Origin of the sequence: Micromonospora sp. SD12 (assembly GCF_052068495.1) — a bacterium.
GTDB classification, from domain to species: Bacteria; Actinomycetota; Actinomycetes; order Mycobacteriales; family Micromonosporaceae; genus Micromonospora; species Micromonospora echinofusca.
The window spans coordinates 1-23,206 of sequence record NZ_JBQHDF010000006.1; the positions used below are offsets into that span (position 1 = coordinate 1).

Sequence of the window (23,206 nt, forward strand, 5' to 3'; positions counted from 1 at the left end):
CCCCGGTGCGACACCTGCACACCCTTCGGCCGACCCGTCGACCCCGACGTGAAAATCACATACGCCAACTCGTCGAGATCCGTGGCGCGGACCGGCAGCGGCGCGTCCGTCTCGCCGATCTCCTCGACGCGCACCACCTCCACGCCGACCGGGGCGAACCGGTCGGCGTACCGGCCCGAGGTGATCGCGACCCGGGCGCCCGCGTCGGCGAGCATGGCCGCGATGCGACCCGGCGGGTACGACGGATCGACCGGCACGAACGCCGCACCCGCCTTCCACACCCCCACCATCGACGCCACCAACTCCACACCCCGGTCCAGCAGCACACCCACCACCGCACCGGCACCCACACCCCGGGCTGCCAACCAGCGGGCGACCTGCCCGGCCCGGGCGTCCAGCTCCGCGAAGCCGATCCCCGCGCCGCCCGGCACCGACACCGCCTCCGCCGACGGCGTCTCCGCCGCCCGCGCCTCGAACTCGTCCAGCACCGAACGCGACACCGGCGCCACCGCCGACACCCCGTCGGCCAACACCACCGACACCTCACCCGCCGGCAGACACACCACCGACGCGTCACCGTCCACGTCGGCCACCATCGCCTCCAACACCGCCCGGTACATGCCACCGAGGCGGGCGACCTGGGCCATGCCCAGGTGGCGCAGGTTGGCCTCCAGCGTGATGAAGCCGAGGCGGCTGATCACGCCGAGCGGGAACTCGTTGGGGCTGTCGTCGATCGAGTCGGCGTAGTCGATCTCGTCGGTGTCGATCTGGTGGAAGTCGTGGAAGCTGAACCGGACGTCGAGCATCCGGCCGCCGTCGCCCACCTCGCGCTGGAGCACCGGGAGCGGGTACCGGCGGTGCGGCCACGCCTCCAGCTCCGCGGCGAACGTCCGCGCGATCAGCTCCCGCCAGGTACGCGCGCCCGCGTCGTGCACGAACGGCACCGTGTTCAGGTGCATCCCGTAGACGCGGTCGGCGCCGGCGACCTCGGGACGGATGTTGCACACCAGGCCGGTGAAGAACGACTCCGCCCCGGTGAGCTGACTCATCACCTTCAGGTGCGCGGCCAGCATCACCGACTTGAACGGCACGCCGGTCTGGCGGGCCAGCGCCCGCAGGCCCGGCTCCAGGTCGTGCAGCGGCACCCAGTGGTCGTACTGGGCGCCCGCCTCGGCGGTCGGGTCGCCCCAGCCCTCGGGCAGCACGAACCGGTCCCGGCCGGCGACCCGGCCGTGCCAGAAGGCCCGGTCGATCCCCTCGGCGGTGGAGCGCAGCTCGGCGGCGACGGCGTCGGCGAAGCGCACCGGCGGCGCCGGGCGGGGCTCGACCGGCAGCCCGTCGCGGATCCGGTGGTACGCGCCGACCAACTCCATCATCAGCGAGTGGTAGCTCCAGCCGTCCATGATGGGGTGGCACTCGGTGAGGGTGAGCCACCAGCTGCCGTCCGCGCAGACCCGCGCGTGCAGCCGGAACAGCGCCGGCCGGGCGAGGTCGAACATCTCGGCCCGTTCGGCGGCGATGAAGTCGCGCAGCTCCCGCTCCAGGCCGGCCCGGTCGGTGGCGCGCGCCCGGTCCATGCCGACGGGCATCTCGGCGGTGGCGTGCACGAGCTGCATCGGCACGGAGTAGCCGGTCAGGTCGAACGACGTGCGCAGCACCTCGTGCCGGCGCACCAGCAGCGCGGCGGCCTCCCGGAACGCGTCGAGGGAGAACTCGCCGGAGTCGGGGATGCGGTAGGTGGTGGCGTTGAGGTAGTGGTTGTGCTCGTCGGCGAGCATCTCCGCGAGCATGCCGAGCTGCACCTGGGTGCAGGGGTACGCGTCGACGACGCCGTCGGGCAGCGCGGCGCGGTCGGCCTCGCCGATCAGGGCGAACGGCGCGACGGCCGGCTCCTGGGCGGCCGGGGCGGGGCGGCCGGTGAGGAACTCCGCCAGCTCGGCGATGGTGCGCCGCTCGAAGAGGTCGCGCACCTGCACGTCGAGGCCGGCGTTCCGGATGGCCCCGGCGAGCGCCACGGCGCGGATCGAGTCGCCGCCGACGTCGAAGAAGCCGTCCTCGACGCCGACCCGCTCCAGGCCGAGCAGCTCCGCCCAGATCGCGGCGAGCCGCTCCTCCACCTCGGTACGCGGCGCCACGTAGGGCCGGTCGGTGGCGGTCACCGTGCGGTCGGGCGCGGGCAGCGCCCGCTTGTCGAGCTTGCCGTTGACGGTCAGCGGCAGCCGGGCCAGCGGCACGAACGCCGACGGGATCATGTACTCGGGCAGGGTGCGGGCCAGCGCGGCGCGCACCTGCCCCGGCCGGGGCAGCTCCACCTGCTCGTCGACGACCGAGTACGCCACCAGCCGCCGGTCGCCGGGGGTGTCCTCGCGGACGACGACCACGGCCTCGCGTACCCCGGGCAGGGCGGCGATGGCGGCCTCGATCTCGCCCAGCTCGACCCGGTAGCCCCGGATCTTCACCTGGTCGTCGATCCGGCCGACGAACTCCAGGCTGCCGTCGGCGCGCCGGCGGGCCAGGTCGCCGCTGCGGTAGAGCCGGGCGCCGGGCGGCCCGAACGGGTCGGGCACGAACCGCTGGGCGGTCAGCTCGGGCCGGTTCAGGTAGCCCCGGGCCACGCCGGGCCCGCCGACGTGGATCTCGCCGGTGACGCCGACCGGCACGGGGTTGCCGTACGCGTCGAGCAGGTGGATGCTCAGGTCGGCCAGCGGGACGCCGATCGGGTTGGCGGCGCCGGTCAGGTCCTGCGGGCCCACCTCGTAGTAGGTGGCGTGCACCGTGATCTCGGTGATGCCGTAGAGGTTCAGCAGCCGGGGCGCGGCCAGCCCGCGCCGGGCCACCCAGGGGCCGAGGTCGGCGTACTCCAGCTTCTCACCGGCGAAGACGACCGCGCGCAGGGCGAGCCGGTCGATGCGGGGGTCGCCGTCGCGGGCCAGCCCCACCAGGCCGCGGAACGCCGTCGGCGTCTGGTTGAGCACGGTGACCCGCTCCTCGACCAGCAGGTCGAGCAGGTCGCCGGGGGAACGGGTGACCTCGCGGGGCACCACCACGAGCCGGCCGCCGTGCAGCAGGGCGCCCCACAGCTCCCACACGGACACGTCGAAGGCGTACGAGTGGAACAGCGGCCACACGTCGGCGGGGCCGAAGTTCAGGTCGTCCTGGGCCACGGTCATCAGGCGCAGCACGTTGGCGTGGGTCAGGAAGACGCCCTTGGGGCGACCGGTGGACCCGGAGGTGTAGATGACGTAGATCAGGTTCTCGGCGTCGACGGTGACGCCCGGGTCGGTGCCGGGTCGCCCGGCGATCCGCCCGGCGTGCTCGGGGTCGTCGAGCACCACCACCGCGCCGTCGAAGTCGACGAACCGCGCCCGGTGGGCCTCGGTGGTCACCACGATCCGCGCACCGGCGTCGGCGAGCATGAATTCGAGCCGGTCGGCGGGGACGCCCGGCTCCACCGGCAGGTACGCCGCCCCGGACTTCAGCACGCCCAGCAGGGCGGGCACCAGCTCCGCGCCGCGCTCCAGGCAGACCGCGACCAGCCGTTCCGGGCCCGCGCCGAGGGCCCGCAGGTGGTGCGCCAGCCGGTTCGCGGTGGCGTCCAGTTCGGCGTACGTCAGGCGCACCGCGCCGGCCACGACGGCGGTCGCGCCCGCGTGGGCGGCGGCGGTGGCGGCGAAGACGCCGTGCACGGTGCCGGTCACCGGTGCGGCGGGGCGGGCCGGCGCGGGGGTCGCCGCGGCCAGTTCGGCGTCGTCGAGGATGCGCAGCGCGGAGATCCGGGCGTGCGGGTCGGCGCCGACGTGCTCCAGCAGGCGGCCGAGGTGGTCGGCCAGCCGCCGCACCGTGGCCTGGTCGAACAGCGCGGTGGCGTACTCCAGGTGCCCGCGCAGCCGGCCGTCGGCGCCCTCGACGACGTGCAGTTGCAGATCGACCTTGGCGACCCGGGTCGGCGGCCAGAGCGTTTCGGCGGCGAGGCCGGCCGGCCAGGTGCCGCCGGGGGCGTCGTCGCCGAGGGTGAAGGCGACCTGGTAGAGCGGCGTGCGGGAGAGGTCCCGCTCCGGTTCGAGCTCGTCGACCAGCAGCGCGAAGGGCACGTCGGCGTGCGCGAAGGCGTCCCGCACGGTGGCGCGGTTGGCGCGCAGCAGGTCGGCGAAGGTGGGGTCCCCGGTCCAGCTGCCGCGCAGGACGAGGTTGTCGATGCCGTACCCGACGAGGTTGCGCAGCTCGGCGCGGTCACGCACGGACGTCACGCTGCCGACGGGGATGTCGGTGCGGCCGGTGTGGCGCGACAGCAGCGCCTGGAAGGCGGTCAGCAGCGTGACGAAGAGGGTGGTCTCCGCGTCGCGGGCGATCTCGCGCAGCGCGGCGGAGAGGTCGGCGGAGAGCGCGAAGGGCACCGACGCGCCCCGCCAGTCGCGGACGCGGGGCCGCGGCCGGTCGGCGGGCAGCTCCAGCGGGGTGAGGCCGGCGAGCCGGTCGCGCCAGTGCTCCAGGTGCCGCTCCAGCAGGTCGCCGCGCAGCCGGTCGCGCTGCCAGGCGGCGAAGTCGGCGAACTGGACGGCCGGCGGCGTCAGCGGCGACTGCTCGCCCCGCACGTACGCGCCGTACAGCTCGGCCAGGTCACCGAGGAGCACCGCCGTGGAGGGCGCGTCGCAGGCGATGTGGTGGAGCACCAGCACCAGCAGGTGCTCGGCCTCGGCCAGGCGCAGCAGCGTCGCCCGCACCGGCCACTCGGTGGCCAGGTCGAAGCCGGTGCCGGCCAGCTCGGTCATCAGCGTGGTGGCCCGGTCCTCCCGCTCCGCCTCCGGCACGGTGGTCAGGTCGACCAGCGGCAGCTCCTGGGGCCGGGGATCGTCGATGACCTGCACCGGCGTCAGGTCGGCCATCGCGTAGCGGGTACGCAGGATCTCGTGCCGGGCGATGAGGGCGTCCCACGCCCGGGCCAGCGCGGCCCGGTCCAGCGGTCCGCGCAGCCGCAGCGCCGAGGAGACCAGGTACTCCGGGCTGGTGGGGTCCAGCCGGTTGAGGAACCACATCTGCTGCTGGCCGAAGGAGAGCGGCAGGTCGCCCGAGCGGTCGACGGTCGGGATCCCGGCGCGCCGGCCGGCGGCCCTGCCCGCCAACCGGCGTTGGACGAGCGACTCGCGCAGGTTCGGCTGGTTCGCGGTCGAGGTCATGCCTGGTGCTCCTTGGTCTGCCGCAGGTCTTCGGTCAGGTCGGCGTCGGAAAGCGCGTCCACCTCGGCCCGGATGAGGTCCTCCACCGCGCCCGCCATCGCCTCGACGGTCGGGTGCTCGAAGACGAGCCGGAGCGACACGTCGAGGTCGAACTCCTCCTGGAGGCCGGCGACCAGCCGGCCCGCGAGGACGGAGTGCCCGCCCATGGCGAAGAAGTTGTGCCGTACGCCGACGGGCACGCCCAGCAGGTCGCTCCAGATCGCACAGAGGCGTTCCTCGACGATCGTGCGCGGCGCGACGAGGGCGTCCTCGGCGCCGGCCGCGCCGGTCGACACGGCCCGGGCCAGCAGATCGAGCAGGGCGGCGCGGTCGACCTTGCCGTTGGCGTTGAGGGGGATCTCGGCGACCGGCACGAGCAGGCTGGGGGTCATGTAGTCGGGCAGCAGCCGGGCGCAGTGCGCGGCCAGGTCGGGCGCCTCGCCCCGGTGGAAGGCCACCAGCCGGTCCTCGTGGACGATGACCACGCACTGGGCCACCGCGGGGTGTTCCTCGACGACCGCGCGGATCTCGCCGAGCTCGATGCGGTAGCCGCGCACCTTGACCTGGTCGTCGACGCGGCCGACGAAGTCCATCACCCCGTCGGAACGCATCCGGACCAGGTCACCGCTGCGGTACAGCCGGCTGCCCGGCGGCCCGTACGGGTCGGGCACGAACCTCTCGGCGGTGAGGTCGGGCCGCCCGGCGTAGCCGGTGGCCAGGCACTGCCCGCCGATGTACAGCTCACCGACCACGCCGACCGGCAGCAGCCGCAGCGCGTCGTCGAGCACCCGGACGGTGGTGTTCGCCATCGCCCGGCCGATCGGCACGATGTCGGTGCGCTGCGCCGTCTCGACCGGGTGGGCCGTCATGATGACGGTGGTCTCGGTCGGCCCGTAGCTGTTGGTGAGGCCGCCCGGCCCGAGCCGGTCCAGCCACCGGTTGGCGATCTCCCCGCGCAGCGCCGCCCCCGCCGTCCAGATCAGACCGGAGAGCTGGCCCGCCTGCTCGTCGTCGAGCTGCTCGGTGAGCAGCTCCAGGTGCGGCGGGGTCATGATGAAGCGGTCGAACGGGCCGGCCTTGACGAGCAGTCCGCCCAGCTCGGCGATGTCGAGGGCGGCGGGCAGCAGGGTCACCGACTGCCCCGAGACCAGCGGGCTGAACAGGTTGGGGATGGACAGGTCGAAGGCGATGGTGGTGAACAGCGGTGCGCCGTCGCCCCGCCCCGCGCGGGCACCCCGGTCGCCGAGGGCCTCGGTCTCGACGGCGCAGGCGAGGAAGTTGGTGACCGCCCGGTGCGGCAGCAGCACACCCTTCGGGCGGCCGGTCGAGCCGGAGGTGAACAGCACGTACGCCGTCTCCTCCGGGTCGGTGTCGCGCTCCGGCCGGTCGGTGGGGCCGGCGCAGACCATCAGCCGGTGGGTGTCCACGTGCAGGGTCGGCACGGCGAACCGGGGCGCGTACGCCGCCTGGGTGACGCCCAGCTTCACGCCGGCGGTGGCGAGCATGTGCGCGATCCGCCCGGCCGGGTACGACGGGTCGAGCGGCAGCACGGCCGCTCCGGCCTTCCAGGTGCCGAGGATCGCCGCGACCAGGTCGACGCCCCGGTCGAGCAGGACGGCCACCACCGCGCCCCGGGCGACGCCCGCGTGCCGCAGGTGGTGGGCGAACTGGTTGGCCCGGTCGTCCAGCGCCGCGTAGGTGGTGGTGAGGTCGCCGTGCCGCAGCGCCACCGCGTCGGGCGTGCGGCGGCGCTGGGCCTCGAAGAGGTCGCAGACGGTCTCGGTACGGCGGGGCACGGTGGGCCCGTGCACCTCGTGCAGGAGCAGGTGGCGTTCGCCCGGCGAGAGCAGGTCGAGGTCGTCGAGCGGGGTCCTCGGTTCGGCCACGGCCGCGGCGAGCAGCCGGACGAAGTGCTCGGCCATCCGCCGGACGGTGGGCTCGTCGAACAGGGCGGTGGCGTACTCCAGGCTGCCGGCCAGGGTGCCGTCCGGGCGGGGCCAGACGTGCATGGTGAGGTCGGTCTTGGCGACGCGGGCGGCCCGGCGCAGGGCGTCCAGCAGCGCCTCGTCGTCGGTCGACTGGCCGGTGATGCCGCCCTCCTGGGCGTTGAGCATCACCTGGTAGAGCGGCGTGCGGGAGAGGTCGCGCACGTCGACGAGGTCGTCGACGACCCGCTCGAAGGGCAGGTCCTGGTGGGCGAGGGCGGCCAGGGTGCGCGACCGGACGGCCCGCAGGGCCGCCTCGAACGGCGCGGACGGGTCGAGGGTGCAGCGCACCACGACGGGGTTGAGGAACACCCCGGCGATCTGCTCCGTCTCGGGGGGCCGCCGGCCGGAGGTGGGCGCGCCGACGGCGACGTCCCACTGCCCGCTGTAGCGGGCCAGCAGCGTGGCGAAGCCCGTCAGCATGGTCATGAACGGGGTGGCCGAGCAGCGCCGGCCCAGCGTGGTCAGCTTCTGCGCGAGGTCCGCCGGCACCTCGAACTCGACGTGCGCCCCGCGCGGGTCGCGCTCCGGGGGCCGGGGCCGGTCCAGCGGGAGGGCCAGCTCGGGCACCCCGGTCAGGTGCTCGCGCCAGAAGCCGAGTTCCCGTTCGACCAGCTCGTCGGTGAGGTACCGGTGCTGCCAGGTCGCGTAGTCGGCGTAGTGCACCGTCAGTTCCGGCAGGTCGGGCTCCCGGCCGGCGGCCTCGGCCGCGCAGAGTTCCCGCAGGTCGCGCTCCAGGACGGCGGCGGTACTCGCGTCGGAGGCGATGTGGTGCAGCGCCACGAGCAGCAGGTGGTCCGCTCCGGCCGAGGTGACCAGGGTGGCCCGCCACAGCGGCCCGGTACGCAGGTCGAAGCCCTCGCGCAGCTGCGCGTCGACGAGGTCGACGAGCGGGGCCTCGGCCGCGTCGACGACCGTGAGGTCGACGGGGCCGGGCGCGTCGACGCGCTGGTACGGCTCACCGTCGCGGGTCAGGTAGCGGGTGCGCAGCGCCTCGTGCCGCGCTTCGAGCGCGGTCAGCGCCGCCCGTACGGTGTCGGGCGCCAGCGAGCCGGGCAGGCGCAGGTAGAGCGGCACCACCCACTCGGGGCTGCCCGGGTGCAGCTGGTCCAGCAGCCACAGTCGCCGCTGGGCCGGGGAGAGCGGCAGCGCGCCGGTGCGGGGCACCGGGAGCACCGCCGACGTCGCGGGGGCGTCGTCGGTCAGCAGGGCGGCCTGCGCCTCGACGGTGCTCGCCGCGAGCAGGTCCCGCAGTCCGATCCGCACGCCCGACTCGGCGGCGAGCCGGCTGGCGAGGCGGACGGTCACCAGCGACGACCCGCCGAGCTGGTATAGGTCGTCGTGCACGCCGACGCGGTCGACGCCGAGCAGCTCCTGCCAGAGCCGGGCGACCAGTCGCTCGGCGTCGGTGCGCGGGGCCAGGTAGGCCGTCCGGTCGGCGGTCTCGACCGGCGGCAGCGCCGCCCGGTCCACCTTTCCGCCGGTGGTCAGCGGGAACTCCGCCACGGGCACGAACACGGCCGGCACCAGGGGTTCGGGCAGCCGGTCGGCCAGGAAGGAGCGCAGCTGCGCGGCGGTCAGCGGGTGCCGGCTGGCGACGTACGCGGCCAGCCTGGGGCTGCCGCCGGGTTCGGCGAAGCCGACGACCACCGCCCGCCGGACGTCGGGGTGGGCGGCCAGCGCGGCCTCCACCTCACCCGGCTCGATGCGTACGCCATTGATCTTCAGTTGGTCGTCGGTGCGGCCGACGAACTCCAGGCTCCGGTCCGAGCGCCACCGGACCTGGTCGCCGGTGCGGTAGAGCCGCGCGCCGGGCGGCCCGTACTCGTCCGGGACGAACCGCTCGGCGGTCAGGTCGGGGCGGCCGAGGTAGCCGCGGCCGAGCCCGGCCCCGCCCACGTACAGGTCGCCGACCACGCCGATCGGCACCGGCCGCCGGTTGGCGTCCAGCACCTGGAGGCGGAGGTTGTCCAGCGGCCGGCCGATCGGCACCGGGCCGGTGCGCTGGGCCAGGTCGACCTGCTGGGCGGTGACGTCGATGGCGCACTCGGTCGGGCCGTAGGTGTTCCAGACCCGCACCCCGGGCACCGCCGCCAGCCGCTGACACAGCTCGGCGTGCAGCGGCTCACCGGCGGAGAAGACCAGCCGCAGCGAGGTGCACCTCGGCCAGTCCGGCTCCTCCGTCACCAAATGCAGCACCGACGGGACGCCCTGGAGCACGGTCGCCGACGTCCGGATGACCGCCGCCACCAGGGCGGCCGGATCGCGTTCGGCGCCGTCCGGGGCGAGCGCCACGCTCGCCCCGCAGATCAGCGGGGCGAAGAACTCCCAGCCGGCCGCGTCGAAGCTCACGGCCGTCTTCTGCAACACCCGGTCCGCCGGCGACAGGCCGTGCTGCCGGACCGTCCAGGCCACCCGGTTGCCGATGGCACCGTGGGTGACGACCACGCCCTTGGGGCGCCCGGTCGAGCCGGAGGTGTAGATGACGTACGCGGCGTTGTCGGGGTCGATCCGTACCGGCGGCGCGGTGTCCGGCCCGGCCTCGATCCGGGACCGGTCGGCGTCCAGGCAGACCACGTGGGACGGCCCGGTCAGCCCGTCGTCGCGCAGGTCGGTCTGGGTGAGCACGACGTCCACCCCGGTGTCGGCGACGATCCACCGACGCCGGTCCACCGGGTGCGCCGGGTCCAGCGGCAGGTACGCGCCGCCGGCCCGCCACACCCCGAGCAGGGCGACCACGAGGTCGACGCCCCGACGCAGGTACACGCCGACCGTCGACTCCGGACCGACGCCCAGCCCGACCAGGTGCCGGGCGAGCTGGTTGGCGCGCCGGTCCAGCTCGGCGTAGCCGACCCGTACGTCGCCGGCCAGCACCGCGGTCGCGTCGGGCGTCGCCGCGGCCTGGCGGGCGATCAGGTCCGGCAGGACGACGGGATCGGCCGTGCCCGCTCCGGCGGCCGGCGGGGTGGACAGAGGGGTGCTCATCGGGGTGCTCCTCCGGGGTGGGGGTCGGTCGCGGACGGCCGGGGGGTCACGCCTGCCGGAAGGCCGTCAGACGGACGCGCCGTCCATCCGCAGGCGCAGGCTCTTCGGCCGCATGTCGGTCCAGAGCTCGTTGATCCGGCTGAGGCACTGCTCGCGGGTGCCCTCGGTGCCCTCGGCACGCCAGCCGGCCGGCAGCGCCCGGTCGCTCCACCAGATCGAGTACTGCTCCTCGTCGTTGAGCACCACCAGGTAGCTGCGGTCGTCGTCGCTCATGTCGTCTCCCTCGTGGGTTCGGCGGCCGCCACGGCGGCGGCCGGCACAGGTGTGAAGTCGTCGATCCGCACGCCGAGGCCACGCTCGGCCGCCGCGCGGCGGACGTGTTCGGCCAGCGCGATGTCCAGCACGCCCAGCCCGAACGGCGAGACCACCACCGGTCCGGGCACGTCTGCGTCGGGCAGCGCCGCACCGCCGGCCAGCCGGCCGATGGTGGTGTGGATGAAGTCGCGGCCGCCGGTGAGCTGCTCGGCGAGGTGCAGCGAGGTCCGCTCGCGGCACACGTGGTCGGGGTCGTCGACGACGTTGCGGGCCGCCAGCACCGACGCCGGGTGCAGGTCGCGCAGCGACAGGTGCAGCACCACGCTCTCCGGCTGGCAGGCCGTCAGCTCCAGGTGTGGTTCGCTGGCGGTGGTGGCGATCGAGACCAGCCGGTGGGCGGCCAGGGCCCGCTCGGCGCTCGCCGCCACGCTGATCGTCGTGGCCGGCAGCAGGGCCGCCGCGCGGGCGGCGAACGCCTCGGCCCGGCGCGGGTCGGCGTCGTGCAGCACCAGGGCGGCCGGCGGCGCCAGCGCCACGGTCAGGAAGCGCAGCACCTGCTCGTTGATCAGCCCGCAGCCGATCAGCGCCACGCCGTCCGGAGGGCGCTCGGCGGTCAGCAGCCGCGCGGCGAGGGCCGCGCCGGCGGCGGTCCGCCGGGCGGAGACGACCGATCCCTCGATGACCGCCTCGGGCCGGCCGGTCTCCAGCGAGTTGAGCACGATGGCGGCGCTGGCCCGGTCCAGGCCCCGCTCGATGTTCGCCGGGAACGAGGAGATCCACTTCATGCCGGCGGCCGGCGGCTCGGAGCCCAGGTACGCGGGCAGGCCGATGATGCGGTTGCGGGCGTCGTCGGGGAAGCGCAGGAAGACCGAGTGCGGCACGCTCGTGCGGCCCTGCTCGTGCAGCAGGTACGCCTGCCGGACGAGGTCGATGACCCGGGCCTCGTCGCCGTCGAGCACGTCCCGGACCACGGCATGGCCGATGATCAGCATTTGTCGCCCTTCCACAGGTGGCTGACCTCGCCGAACTGTTCGGTCACCCAGCGATCGGAGTAGATGGTGTCGAGGTAGCGGTCGCCGTTGTCCGGGAAGATCAGGACGCTGGTGCTCCCGGCGGGCAGGTCCGCCATCCGGCGCCGCAGCGCGGCCACCGTCGCCCCGGAGGAGCCGCCGGCGAGGATGGCCTCCCGGACCGCCAGCAGCCGGCAGCCGACCACGCAGTCGAGGTCGGAGACGTGCAGCACCTCGTCCGGGCGGGCGTTGGCGGCCAGCGGAGGCACCACCGAGGCGCCGTGCCCCGGGATCAGCCGGGGCGCGGGCGGGTGGCCGAAGATCGCGCTGCCGACGGCGTCGACGGCGACGATCCGGGTCCGGTGGCCGTTCTCGCGCAGGTAGTCGGCGCAGCCGACCAGGGTTCCGCAGGTGCCGGTGGAGCAGAACAGGTAGTCGACCCGGCCGTCCAGCTCGGTCATGATCTCGGCCATGGTCTGCCGCTGCGCCCCGGCGTTGAGCGGATTGGTGTACTGGTCCGGGCGGTAGGCGCCGGGCACGGTCTCCACCAGCTCGCGCACCCGGCGTCGCCGGACCGCGAGATACTCGCCGGTCACCGGGTCGGGGTGCTCGATCATGTCGATCTCGGCCTGGTACGCGGCCAGCACCGCCAGGTTCTGCCGGGTGGTCTTCGGGTCCACCACGCAGATGAAGCGGATGCCGAAGTACGCGCAGATCTGGGCCAGGCCGATGGCGAGGTTGCCGGAGCTGGACTCCACCACCACGGACCGTCCCGGCACCAGTTCGCCGGATTCGATCTTCCCGCGCAGCATGTTCAGCGCCGCCCGGTCCTTGATGCTCCCACCCGGATTGAACTGTTCGAGTTTCGCGTACGCCCGGGCGGGAAACTCGGGAAACAACCGGTCCAGGCGCACCAGGGGCGTGTTGCCGACCGTGGAGAGAATTCCCTGATCCATTTCAACCCCCTCTCCGGGCTGACGGAAGGTCGCCCGCAGCCACCGTGCGGGCGCTGTGCGGCACCGCGTCGATGACGGGCGCCGGGTGGCCGGAGTGCTCAGCTCATGCCGAGTTCGAGCAGCATCCGCTCGTCGACGTCGCCGGCCAGGCGGGCGTCGGCCACCGTCGCGGCCGGATCGGCGCAGGCCGCGCCGAGCAGGGCCAGGTACTGGTCGAAGAGCCGCTCGACGGTGGCGCGGTCGAGCAGGTCCGTGTCGTAGTTGAACTCGGTACGCAGCGCCAGGCCGGGTAGCTGGTGCACCGTCACGGCGAGGTCGAACTGTCCCTCGTCGTACGGCACCACCACCTGGCGGACCCGGTGCCCGACGAAGCCGTTGCTGGTGTCGGACAGGGTGTCGCCGTGCTGCCGGGTGAGCAGCGTGATGGTGACCCGCACCAGCGGGTCCCGGTCCCGGCGGGCCGCCTGGACCAGCGGGAATGGGTAGGCGGCGCGCGCCACCCCGTCCGAGAGCTGGCGTCCCGCGGCGGCGATCGCCGCCGCGAAGGTGGTGTCCGGGGCGAACGACGAGCGCAGCACGACCGGGTTCACCAGCAGCCCGACCACCTCCCGCAGCGCCCGTCCCCGCCGCACCGAGACCGGGCAGCCGATGGTGAACTCGCGCTGCCCGGTGCACCGGTGCAGCAGCGCCTCGAAGACGCCGAGCAGGACGGTGAACGGGGTGACCGCCAGGGCGGCGGCCGTGGCGCGTACCTGCCGGGCGACGTCCTCCGGCAGCGTCCGGGCCACGGCCGCGCCCCGGTACGAGCGGGTGGCGGAGCGGGGCCGGTCGGTGGGCAGGGTGGCGGCGGTGGCCCCGGCGCAGGTGCGGGCCCAGTGCTCGGCCAGTTCGGCGCGGCGGGGGCCGGCCAGCATGGCCTGCTCCCGCGCGACGAACTCGTCGTAGCGGGGATGCGTCGGCCAGTCGACCGTGCCCCCGCCCCGCAGCGCCCGGTACGCGTCGCCGAGGTCCCGCCAGATCAGGTACTGGGAGAGCCCGTCGGTGGCGATGTGGTGGATGACCAGCACCAGCGCGCAGTCCGTGCCCCGCCGCAGCAGCACCGCCCGCAGGGGGCCGTCCTGTTCGAGCCGCAGCGGCCGCTCACCGACGGCGTGGATCAGCGTACGCAGCGTCGCCTCGTCCACGTCGCCGACGTCGCGGACCTCGACCGCGCCCGAGCCGCGGGGGGCCACCAGCCGCACCGGCCCCGCGCCGGTCTCGGTGAACCGGGACCGGAGCAGGTCGTGCCGTTCCTGCACGGCGACGAGGGCGGCCCGCAGCACGTCGGTGTCGAGGGCCGGCTCGGCGAGCACGGCCGTCACCACGTTGCTGGTCGAGCTCTCGGGCGCGAGTCGGTACAGCGCCCACTGTGCGGCCTGACCGACGGACAGCTCCCGGGCGTCCCCGTCGCCGGCGTTCACTTGGCGCCGAGCACGAAGTCGGTCAGGTCCCGGACGCGGACGAAGTTGCCGACCTCCTCGTCCGGCACCTCGATGTCGAAGTGCACCTCGGCGGCGCCGAGCAGGTCGACCAGCTTGAGCGAGTCGAGGCCCAGGTCCACGAAGGTGTCGTCGGCGGAGATCGGCCGGTCCGGCTCCTCGGTCATCAGCTTGCGGGTCAGCTGCTCGACGTCGGCGGCCACCTGGTCAACGGTCATGTCAGTGTCCTTTCGGGAGGGTGTTCAGGGCATCCGGACGATCTGGCCGGCGTAGGCGAGGCCGGCGCCGAAGCCGAGCAGCAGCGCCTTGTCGCCGGGCTTTGTCCGGCCGCTCTCGTGCAGCCGGCTCAGGGCGAGCGGCACCGAGGCCGCCGAGGTGTTCCCGGTGTCGATGACGTCCCGGGCGACCTTCTCCTCCGGGATCTCCAGGATCTCGGCGAGCTGCTCGATGATCCGCAGGTTCGCCTGGTGCGGCACGAACCAGTCGATCTCCGACAGGTCGATCCCGGCGCGGGCGCAGGCCTCCCGCGCGACCGGGGGGATGTTCTTGGTGGACCACCGGTAGACCAGCGGCCCGTTCATCGAGGCGTACTCCTTGCCGTCCTTGGCCCACTTCGTGCCGAGGATCGGGGCCCGGCGGCCGTCGCTGCCCCACACCACGGGGCCGATGCCCTCGGTCCCGGAGCGGGAGATCACCGCGGCGCCCGCGCCGTCACCGAAGATGACGTACGTCGCCGGGTCCTCGGGGTCGATGAACTCGGTGAGGTGCTCGGCGCCGACGACCAGCACGTTGCGCGCCTCGCCGAGGCGCACGGCGTTGGACGCCACCGACACCGAGTACGCGAAGCCCGCGCAGGCGGCGTTCAGGTCGAACGCGCCGGTGGCCGGGATGCCGATGCGGTGCGCGACCTCCGGCGCACCGCCCGGGATCCGGTCCCGCTTGGTGGCGGTCGCCAGGATGAGCAGGTCGACCTCGGAGGGGTCGACGTTCGCCATCGCCAGCGCCTTCGCGCCGGCCTCGGCCGACATCATCGGCACGGTCTCCCCCGGGCCGGCACTGTGCCGGGTCTTGATCCCGGTACGCTCCTCGATCCACTCCGTGGTCACGTCCGTACGCAGTGCGATGTCCGGGTTGGTGACCACGCGGGTGGGCCGATAGGCACCGAGCCCGGTGATCGCCGAACCGAAGATGCCCGACATCGTTCTCCCTTCGTCAACCCGGCCGGCAGCCGCGTCGAGGACTGCCGGGAGAAAGGTCGGGCAGCCGCCTCATAGCTTCTCTACATATCGACGCGGCATAGGAATGCCATAGCCGGCGGAGGAATCCTGCGTCGGGCGCGGACCGCCGAGGCCCGAAGACCGGATCGGGAAGGTCCAGGATGCGAGACTTCACTGACAGGGTGGCCGTGGTCACCGGCGCCGGCTCCGGCATCGGGCGCGCGCTCGCCGTCGAGCTGGCCGCCCGGGGCGCCCGGCTCGCCGTCTCCGACGTGGACGACGAGGGGCTTCGCGAGACCGTACGCCGCTGCGCGGGCCCCGGGGGCCAGGTGCTGGGTTACCGGCTGGACGTGACGGACCGGGCCGCGGTGCTGGCGCACGCCGGGCGGGTCGAGGCCGACTTCGGCCGCGCCGACCTGGTCGTCAACAACGCCGGGGTGACCCTGCTCGCCTCGGTCAGCGACGGGGCCTGGGAGGACCTCGAGTGGGTGATGGACGTCGACTTCTGGGGGGTCGTGCACGGTACCCGGGCGTTCCTGCCGCTGCTGACCGCCTCGCGTGGCCGTCTGGTCAACGTCTCCAGTGTGCTGGGCCTGGCCGGCGCGCCGATGCAGAGCGGGTACAACGCCGCCAAGTTCGCCGTCCGGGGCTTCACGGAGGCGGTGGCGCGGGAACTGCGGGCCGACGGGGTGCCGGTCGGGGTGAGCTGCGTGTACCCGGGCCGGATCAGGACGAACATCATGCGCAACGCCCGCAACGACGGGCTGCGCGACTACCAGGCGGTCCGGGAGCACTTCGAGCGTTCGGTGGCGGTCACGGCGGAGCACGCCGCCCGCGCCATCCTGCGCGGGGTGGCCCGCGACCGGGCCAGGATCCTGATCGGAGCGGACGCCTACCGCACCGACATCCTGACCCGGCTGCTCGGCCCCTGGTACCCGAGGATCACCCGCGACGGCCGGCGGCCGGTCACATCGCGAGGCCGCCGTCCACGGTGATCACCTGGCCGGTCAGGTACGACGCGCGCGAGGAGAGCAGGAACGAGACCACCTCGGCGATCTCCTCGCTGCGCCCGAGCCGGCCCAGGGCCACCCGGTCCCGGGCCACGGTCTCCAGCTCGCCGGAGAGCGCGGCGATCATGTCGGTGTCGATGTAGCCCGGGGCGACCACGTTGGCCCGGATGTTGTACCGGCCGACCTCCTTGGCCAGCGCCTTCGTGAACCCGATGACCCCGGCCTTGGACGCGGAGTAGTTGGTCTGCATCGCGTTGCCGGCCACCCCCGACACCGAGGAGACCGTGACGATCGACCCGGCGCGCCGGCGCATCATCCGGCGGACCACGGCGCGGCAGAGGTGGTACGTGCCGTCCAGGTTCACCTCCATGACCGCGCGCCAGTCGGCGTCGGCCATCAGGGCCAGCGGCCTGTCGCGGATGATGCCGGCGACGCTGACCACCGCGTCGGCCTCGCCCAGCTCCCGTTCCGTGGTCGACACGAAGTCCCGGACCGCCGCGGCGTCGGCGACGTCGACCATCATGGCCAGCACGCGCCCGCCGTCGCGGGTCGCCTCGGCGACGACCTCGTCGGCGGCGTCCTTGCTGGACTGGTAGCACATGGCGACGTCGTAGCCGTCGCGGACGAGTTGGTGCACCACGGCCCGGCCGATGCCCCGCGAGCCGCCGGTGACCAGGGCGACGGGCCGCCCGCCGGCACTCACCGGGCCGCCCCGGTGCCCGCCGCCGCCGGGGCGCCCGTGGCCGCCCGCGGATCGGGGCCGGCCTGCGGGTCGTCCGGCGCCGCCGGCCGCGCGTCCCGGGTCGCCGCCAGGGACGCCCGCAGCGAGTCGACCGAGCGCATCGCCCCGACCAGCCGTCCGACCCGCAGCACCACGGTGTCGCCGACCACGCTGTCGCCGGTGACGAAGGCGGTGTCGGCGACCAGCCGGGTCATGGTGACCCGGTGCTGCACGGTCTCACCGGGCAGCACCGGGCGGCCGAAGCGGATGTGTTCGAAGACGCCGGCCACCGGCACGCCGTCGGTCAGCACGTCCGGCATCGGCCGGTCGTGTCGGATCAGCACCAGCGCTGCCTGCCCCCACGACTCCAGCAGCAGCGACATCGGCAGCGGACGGTCGCCGGTGACGGTGAGCGAGCCCACCAGCCGTCGCCGGGGCACCAGCTCGGTGACCCGGTCGACCAGCAGCATCGGTGGCCGGTGCGGGACGATCCGTTTGATCTCCTCGATCCCCATCATGGCGGTCACTCCTCGCTCGCGTAGCGCAGCAGCACCTCGGCGACGGGCACGGCGGCGACGGCGACCTCGCCCCGCCACAGTTCGCCGTCGCGGTGGATCGTGACGACGAGTTCGTCGTCGCCGCGGAAGGGCAGCAGGAAACGGCAGCTGACGATCTCGGTCAGCACCAGCTCGGGGGCCACGGCGCGCACCGCCCGGTGGACGAACTCGAAGATGTGCACCCCGGGCAGCAGCGGAAAGCCCGGGTAGTGGCCGGCGAAGACCGGATCGTCGAGGTCGGGTCGGATCCGGGCCACGATCGTGTCGGGGGCGACGCGCTCCACGTCGACGGGGACGGCCGTTGCGCAGTCCCTCGTTGTCACGCTTTTCACCCCGTGACCGTGCGGCCGCCGGCTATATCTTCTCTACACCGCCGCCGGCTCAGCTTCCCACCGCGCTCAGCGCCCCGGCGCCGGCCACCAGCACCCGGTCGGCCTGGTCGGCCTTCTCCCGGGCGAAGACGCGCACGAGGTCGTGGAAGCGGAACCGCTGCCGTCGGCCGCCGTCGGACTCGACGATCTCCAGCAGCCGGGCGTCGACCAGGTGCTCCCCCACCTCCTCGCCGGCGTGCCGGGACACCCCCAGCACCTCCGCCGTGCACCAGCTCGGAAAGGCCGGCGTGCGCAGCAGCGCCAGCCGGCGCAGGGCGAGCTGGCCCAGGTCGGCGAGCTGGTGGTAGCTGCTGTCCAGCCGTTCCCGGACGTCCATCGAGCCCAGCCGGAGCTCGTCCAGCCGGTACCGCTCGTCGGCGAGCCGGTCCGCCAGGTACCCGAGCGACCAGTGCGGGCGCGCCAGCAGTCGCGATCCGGCGACCCGGACGCCGAGCGAGAGCCGACCGCACAGCTCGACGATCCGCTCGGCCGCGTCGGCCTCCTCGGCGATCCGCTGCGCCCCGATGATCCGCCCGAGCAGCGCGAGCGCCTGCCGCCGGTCCAGGGTGCCGACCTCGATCGACGTGGCGCCGGCCAGCTCGGGCATCCGCAGCCGGCTGGTGACGATGACCTGGCAGCCGGGGTCGCCGGGCAGCAGCGGGCACACCTGCGCGTAGTCCGCCGTGCCGTCGAGCATGACCAGCAGCCGCCGGCCGGCGAGCTGGCTGCGGTAGAGCCGGACCCGCTCGTCGAGGCCCTTCGGGATCGCCGCCTCGGCGTGGCCGAGGCTGCGCAGGAACCAGCCGAGCACGTCGTACGGCTCGACGGCGTTGCCGCTCGCGCGGCCGAGGTCGGCGTAGAGCTGGCCGTCGGGGAAGGCACCGCGGGTGAGGTGGGCCGCGTGCAGGGCCAGCGTGCTCTTGCCGACGCCGGCCATCCCGGTGACCACGGCGACCGGCGGGCGGGCCGTCGGCTCGGCCGTCAGCACCCGCAGCAGCCCGCTCAGCTCCTCCTCCCGGCCGGCGAAGTCAGCGACGCCGGGCGGCAGCATCGCGGGCCGTACGCCGTGCCAGCTCGGCTCCGCGACGACCGCCGGGGCCGGGGGGCCGGCGAGGATCGACCGGTACGCCTCGGTGAGCAGCGGCCCCGGGTCCACGCCCAGCTCGTCGGCCAGCACCCGGCGGCCCTCGTGGTAGACGGCCAGCGCGTCGGCCTGCCGGTCGCAGTGCAGCAGGGCGGTCATCAGGTGGCCCCGCAGTCCCTCGTGCAGCGGGTGCTCGGCGACGAGCTGGGTGATCTCGGGTACCAGCCGCACGTGCCGGCCCAGCCGCAGGTCGGCCTCGATCCGGCTCTCCAGGACCGCCATCCGCAGCTCCGCCATCCGGTGTGTCTCGGCCGCCGCGAGGTGCTCGGTCACGTTGGACAGCGCGGGGCCGCGCCACAGCGACAGGGCGGCGTGCAGCCGCTCGGCGGCCTCGGCGTACCGGCCGTCGCGCAGGGCCTCGCGCCCGGTTTCGGCGAGGCGCTCGAACTCGTCGAGGTCGAGCTGGGCGGCGCCGATGCGGATCTGGTATCCCGACCACTGCCGGGCGATGTCCACCTCGGCGCCGAGATACTTGCGCAGCCGCGAGACGTAGTTGTAGAGCTGGGCGGCGAAGGTGGCCGGCGGCCGCTCCCCCCAGAGCAGCTCGCACAGCCGGGTGTCCGGCACGGTACGCCCCTCGGCGAGCAGCAGCGCCGCGAGCACGGTCCGCTGCTTCGCGCCGTCCAGCGCCACTTCGGCGTCACCCCTCCAGGCCCCCACCGGCCCCAGTACCCGAAACTCCATCCCTGGCTCCGTTCATCGCGCCGCCCCGGGTAGACAGTCGTCCGAAGACTCATCGGCACCGGCACCATCCACATGCGTGGGCGGCACCCAATTTCCCGCCGATGTCACGCTGACCGTTCAATTGATCACTGATCGTGACTAGGATGGGGCTGTCGCGCCCGGGGTGAGGATCACCGGCCGGCGCGGCCCGTGAGGCCGTCCCTGGGCCCGGCGGGTTCGCACCCACCGCCGCGGCCAGCACCGGAGCATGAATGTGGGTAGTTTCCACGCATGAACTCCGCGCCCCGCTCTGGCACCTTGCAACGGTGACCTCGACTCCCCCGGCCGGCGCCACCGAGCACGCCTTTTCCGGCGTACGGCTGGCCCCGCACTGGTGGGCGCCGGGGCTCGCGCTGCACGAACGCGTGCCCGGCCGGGCCGTCGGCGCACCGGGCCGGCCGCCCGCCGACGCACCGACGGACGCGGACGGCACGACGGGCGGGCCCGGCGGCGACGCGGCACGCGCCACGACCGGCGGACCCGGCAGCGACGGCCCACACGGCGCGGGTGGCCCGGCTGCCGCCGATGATGCCAGCGGCCCGGACGTCGAGCGGAGGCTGGCCCGGTGGCGGGCCGGGCACGGGCCGGGCCTGGCGGCGCGGCTGGCCGAGGTGGGCCTGGACGAGTCGGGGCTGCGCGGGCTGCTGGCCGAGGACCCGGCCGCGCTCGCCGCCAGGACGACCCGCCCGCCGTGGGCGCAGACCGTCGAGGCGGCGTTGGCCACCGCGGCGGCGCCCCGGCCGCAGGCCGACCCGGCGGACTGGCGGGCCGCCCTCGCCGCGCCCCTGCGACCGTTCGTCGACGTCACCGCCGACCGGTTCCGCGCCGGCGCCGGCCGGATCGCGACGCGGCAGACGGTCGACCTGACCACCCTCACCGACCGGTTCGCCGCCACGCTGGAAGACCGCCTGCTCGCCGTCGCGGCCCGCACGCTGGTCTCGGAGCTGCACCGGCGCCGCGCGGCCGGCCTGCTCGCCGGCGCCGACGGCCGGGCCCGCTTCGCCGACTTCGTGGCGCAGCTCCGCGACCCCGCCGGGCTGGCCGAGCTGGTCGAGCGCCGTCCCGTGCTCGCCCGTCTGCTGGCGCAGGCCGCCACCACGGCCGCCCGGACCGGGCTGGAGCTGCTGACCCGCTTCCTCGCCGACCGCGACGAGTTGGTGGCGGCCCTGCTCGGCGGCGCCGACCCCGGCCCGCTGGTCGCGTTCCGCAGCAACCTGGGCGACGCGCACACCGGCGGCCGGACGACCACGGTGCTGTGCTTCGCCGACGGCCGGAGTGTCGTCTACAAGCCGCGCGAGCTGGCCTCCCAGGTCCGCTTCACCGCATTCGTCGACTGGCTGGAGCGGCGGGCGCCGGGGCTCGGGCTGCGCGGGGTCGCCGCCCTGACCCGCCCCGGCTACGGCTGGTCGGCGTACGTCGACGCGACGGCACTGAGCCGCCCCGAGCAGGCGGACGACTTCTACCGCCGGCAGGGCGCCCTGGTCGCGCTGCTGCACGCCCTGCACGCCACGGACATGCACTACGAGAACCTGATCGCCGCCGGTGACACCCCGGTCGTCGTGGACACCGAGACGCTCTTCCACCCCCCGCTGGGCGAGGCGGCGGGCACCGGTGACCCGGCCGCCGACCTGCTGGCCGCCTCGGTGCACCGGACCGGCCTGATACCGGTGATCGTCGTTGGCGACCAGGGGGCGATGGACCTCTCCGGCGTCGGCGGCGACCACGGCGCGACCGCCCCCGTCAGCGCCCTCGACTGGGCCGACCCGGGCACCGACCGGATGCGGCTGACCCGCCGGGCCGTCGACTTCGTCGGCGGGCGCAACCGGCCCCGCGTCGGCGACGCCGTGGTCGACCCCGGTGCCCACGAGCCGGCCCTGCGGGCGGGGTTCCGGCTGGCGTACGACACGATCCGGGCCCACCGGCGCGAGTTCACCGAGCTGGTCAGCTCCTGCGCCGAGGTCCCGGTACGGCTGGTGGCCCGCCCCACCTCGGCGTACCACGGTCTGCTCACCGAGACCACGCACCCGGACGTGCTCGGCGACGCGCTGGAGCGCGACCGCGCGTTCGGCGTCCTCTGGTCCAGCGCCGCCGGGCACCCGTTCCTCGCCCAGTTCCCGCGGCACGAGGTCGCCGCGCTGTGGGCGGGCGACGTACCGCTGTTCGAGGGCACGCCGGGCAGCCGGACGGTCCGGGTGGCCGGGGGCGGCGAGCCGCTGCCCGTACCGCTGGCCCGCCGCGGGCTCGACACCGCGCTGAACAAGATCGCCGCGCTGGGCGAGGCCGACCGGCGGCAGCAGGAGTGGATCGTCGCGGCGACGCTGGCGACCCGTCGTCCCGCCGGGGACCGGCACGCCGCCACGCCGACGTCCCGGCCGGTCGCGGGCGCCGCCGCCTCGCCGGAGCGCCTGCTCGCCGCCGCGTGCGCGCTGGCCGACGAGATCCAGGCCCGCGGCGTCACCGGTGCCGGCCGAGTCAACTGGCTCGGCCTGGAGCTGGTCGACGACCGGCAGTGGCTCGTCCTGCCGATGGGGGCCGGGCTCGCCACCGGCCACCTGGGGGTCGCGCTCTTCCTCGGCCAGCTCGCCGAGGTGACCGGCAACGCCCGCTACGCCGAGCTGGCCCGCCGGGCCGTCGGCGGGGTGCCGGGGCTGTTCCGCCTGCTCGGCGCGCGCCCGGACCTGGTGGCCGCCATCGGCCCCGGCGGGCTGTACGGCCTCGGCGGCATCGCGTACGGGCTCGCCCGGCTGTCCACCCTGCTGGCCGACCCCGGGATCGCCGGGCAGGCCCGCGCGGCGGTGGACCTGGCCGCCGCCGCCAGCGTGGGATCGTCGGCTCTCGCGTGGGCCGACGGTGGCGCGGGCTGCCTCGCCGCCATGCACGCGGTGCACGCCGAGCTGGACCACGCGCCGGCGGCGTCGCTCGCCCGCGACTGGGCCGACCGGCTCGTCGACGCGGTCGAGCGCGACGAGCTGCCGGCGGAGGCCGGCTTCGCCGGCGGGCTGGCCGGCATCGGCTGGGCGCTGGGCCGCTACGCCCGCACCGGCGGCGCCCGGTACGCGCGGGCCGGCCGGCGCGCGCTGCGGGGGGCCGGCACCCCTGGCGGAGGCGGTCCGGCGGGGTACGGCTGGTGTCGTGGCGCGGCCGGCCTGGCCCTCGCCCACCACGCCCTCGCCCCCGACACGGGCCCGCTCGACGCCGACGCGCTGCGCCTGCTCACCGACCGGCCGCTGCTCGACGACCTCAGCCTCTGCCACGGCGAGCTGGGCGTCGCCGAGGCGACGGGCGTCCTCGACGGCGAGGGGTCGGCGACGCGCCGACTCGCCGGTCGGGTCCTCGCCGCCGTCGACCGCCACGGGGCTCGCTGCGGTACGCCGGGCAACGTGCCCACCCCCGGTCTGGTCGATGGCCTCGCCGGCATCGGGTACGGGCTGCTGCGGCTCTGCCGGGCCGGGCCGGTGCCGTCGGTGCTGCTGCTGGAACCGACCCCTGAACCGCGTTCCTCGGGTTGAGGACCGCCCGGC

The 23,206-nt window shown here is 74.9% G+C and carries 14 protein-coding genes; 2 read left to right on the forward strand and 12 right to left on the reverse strand.

The window, feature by feature from the left end; all coding sequences use genetic code 11:
- The 8 genes from ACTMS2_RS14395 to ACTMS2_RS14430 all read right to left on the reverse strand — a co-directional run.
- Nucleotides 1-5,174: amino acid adenylation domain-containing protein (locus ACTMS2_RS14395; protein WP_441175798.1), on the reverse strand; the 5,174-nt coding region annotated here is incomplete at its 3' end.
- Nucleotides 5,171-10,183: an amino acid adenylation domain-containing protein gene (locus ACTMS2_RS14400; RefSeq protein WP_441175799.1), complete on the reverse strand. Its 5,013-nt coding sequence runs from the start codon at nucleotides 10,181-10,183 to the stop codon at nucleotides 5,171-5,173. The genes ACTMS2_RS14400 and ACTMS2_RS14395, both read right to left, overlap by 4 nt.
- 66 nt (nucleotides 10,184-10,249) lie before the next feature.
- Nucleotides 10,250-10,456: an MbtH family protein gene (locus tag ACTMS2_RS14405; protein ID WP_091630399.1), complete on the reverse strand. Its 207-nt coding sequence runs from the start codon at nucleotides 10,454-10,456 to the stop codon at nucleotides 10,250-10,252.
- Entirely contained in the window at nucleotides 10,453-11,490 is a 1,038-nt protein-coding gene (sbnB, locus tag ACTMS2_RS14410) for a 2,3-diaminopropionate biosynthesis protein SbnB (RefSeq protein WP_441175800.1), read from the reverse strand. Before sbnB ends, ACTMS2_RS14405 begins: the two co-directional genes overlap by 4 nt.
- Complete coding sequence (gene sbnA, locus ACTMS2_RS14415) at nucleotides 11,484-12,464, reverse strand: 2,3-diaminopropionate biosynthesis protein SbnA (protein WP_101410844.1); 981 nt, start codon at nucleotides 12,462-12,464, stop codon at nucleotides 11,484-11,486. Before sbnA ends, sbnB begins: the two co-directional genes overlap by 7 nt.
- 98 nt (nucleotides 12,465-12,562) lie before the next feature.
- Nucleotides 12,563-13,924, reverse strand: coding sequence for a condensation domain-containing protein (locus ACTMS2_RS14420; protein ID WP_441175801.1), 1,362 nt, complete (start codon nucleotides 13,922-13,924; stop codon nucleotides 12,563-12,565).
- Nucleotides 13,921-14,160 carry an acyl carrier protein gene (locus ACTMS2_RS14425; protein WP_101410848.1) on the reverse strand — a complete coding sequence of 80 codons (240 nt, stop codon included), beginning with the start codon at nucleotides 14,158-14,160 and terminating at the stop codon, nucleotides 13,921-13,923. The genes ACTMS2_RS14420 and ACTMS2_RS14425 overlap by 4 nt, the downstream gene beginning before the upstream one ends.
- A gap of 24 nt (nucleotides 14,161-14,184) precedes the next feature.
- The gene (locus ACTMS2_RS14430) at nucleotides 14,185-15,141 is read right to left on the reverse strand and encodes a beta-ketoacyl-ACP synthase III (RefSeq protein WP_101410850.1); all 957 of its coding nucleotides are present in this window, start codon (nucleotides 15,139-15,141) and stop codon (nucleotides 14,185-14,187) included.
- A 179-nt stretch (nucleotides 15,142-15,320) separates the two neighbouring features.
- Between ACTMS2_RS14430 and ACTMS2_RS14435 the strand changes: the two genes are divergently transcribed.
- Nucleotides 15,321-16,154: an SDR family NAD(P)-dependent oxidoreductase gene (locus ACTMS2_RS14435; protein WP_441175802.1), complete on the forward strand. Its 834-nt coding sequence runs from the start codon at nucleotides 15,321-15,323 to the stop codon at nucleotides 16,152-16,154.
- Here the strand turns inward: ACTMS2_RS14435 and ACTMS2_RS14440 are convergent.
- Genes ACTMS2_RS14440 through ACTMS2_RS14455 form a run of 4 tightly spaced genes read right to left on the reverse strand, consistent with a single transcriptional unit; the run spans nucleotide 16,126 to nucleotide 19,646 of the window.
- Nucleotides 16,126-16,872, reverse strand: coding sequence for a 3-oxoacyl-ACP reductase family protein (locus ACTMS2_RS14440; protein WP_101410854.1), 747 nt, complete (start codon nucleotides 16,870-16,872; stop codon nucleotides 16,126-16,128). The genes ACTMS2_RS14435 and ACTMS2_RS14440 overlap by 29 nt on opposite strands.
- Nucleotides 16,869-17,408, reverse strand: coding sequence for a 3-hydroxyacyl-ACP dehydratase FabZ family protein (locus tag ACTMS2_RS14445; protein WP_441175803.1), 540 nt, complete (start codon nucleotides 17,406-17,408; stop codon nucleotides 16,869-16,871). The genes ACTMS2_RS14440 and ACTMS2_RS14445 overlap by 4 nt, the downstream gene beginning before the upstream one ends.
- Before the next feature lie 5 nt (nucleotides 17,409-17,413).
- Nucleotides 17,414-17,770: a hypothetical protein gene (locus ACTMS2_RS14450; RefSeq protein WP_357723282.1), complete on the reverse strand. Its 357-nt coding sequence runs from the start codon at nucleotides 17,768-17,770 to the stop codon at nucleotides 17,414-17,416.
- A 58-nt stretch (nucleotides 17,771-17,828) separates the two neighbouring features.
- Entirely contained in the window at nucleotides 17,829-19,646 is a 1,818-nt protein-coding gene (locus ACTMS2_RS14455; protein WP_441175804.1) for a BTAD domain-containing putative transcriptional regulator, read from the reverse strand.
- 305 nt (nucleotides 19,647-19,951) lie between these two features.
- On the opposite strand from ACTMS2_RS14455, the gene ACTMS2_RS14460 reads away from it, so the two are divergent.
- Nucleotides 19,952-23,194: a type 2 lanthipeptide synthetase LanM family protein gene (locus ACTMS2_RS14460; RefSeq protein WP_441175805.1), complete on the forward strand. Its 3,243-nt coding sequence runs from the start codon at nucleotides 19,952-19,954 to the stop codon at nucleotides 23,192-23,194.
- Nucleotides 23,195-23,206 lie beyond the last annotated feature (12 nt).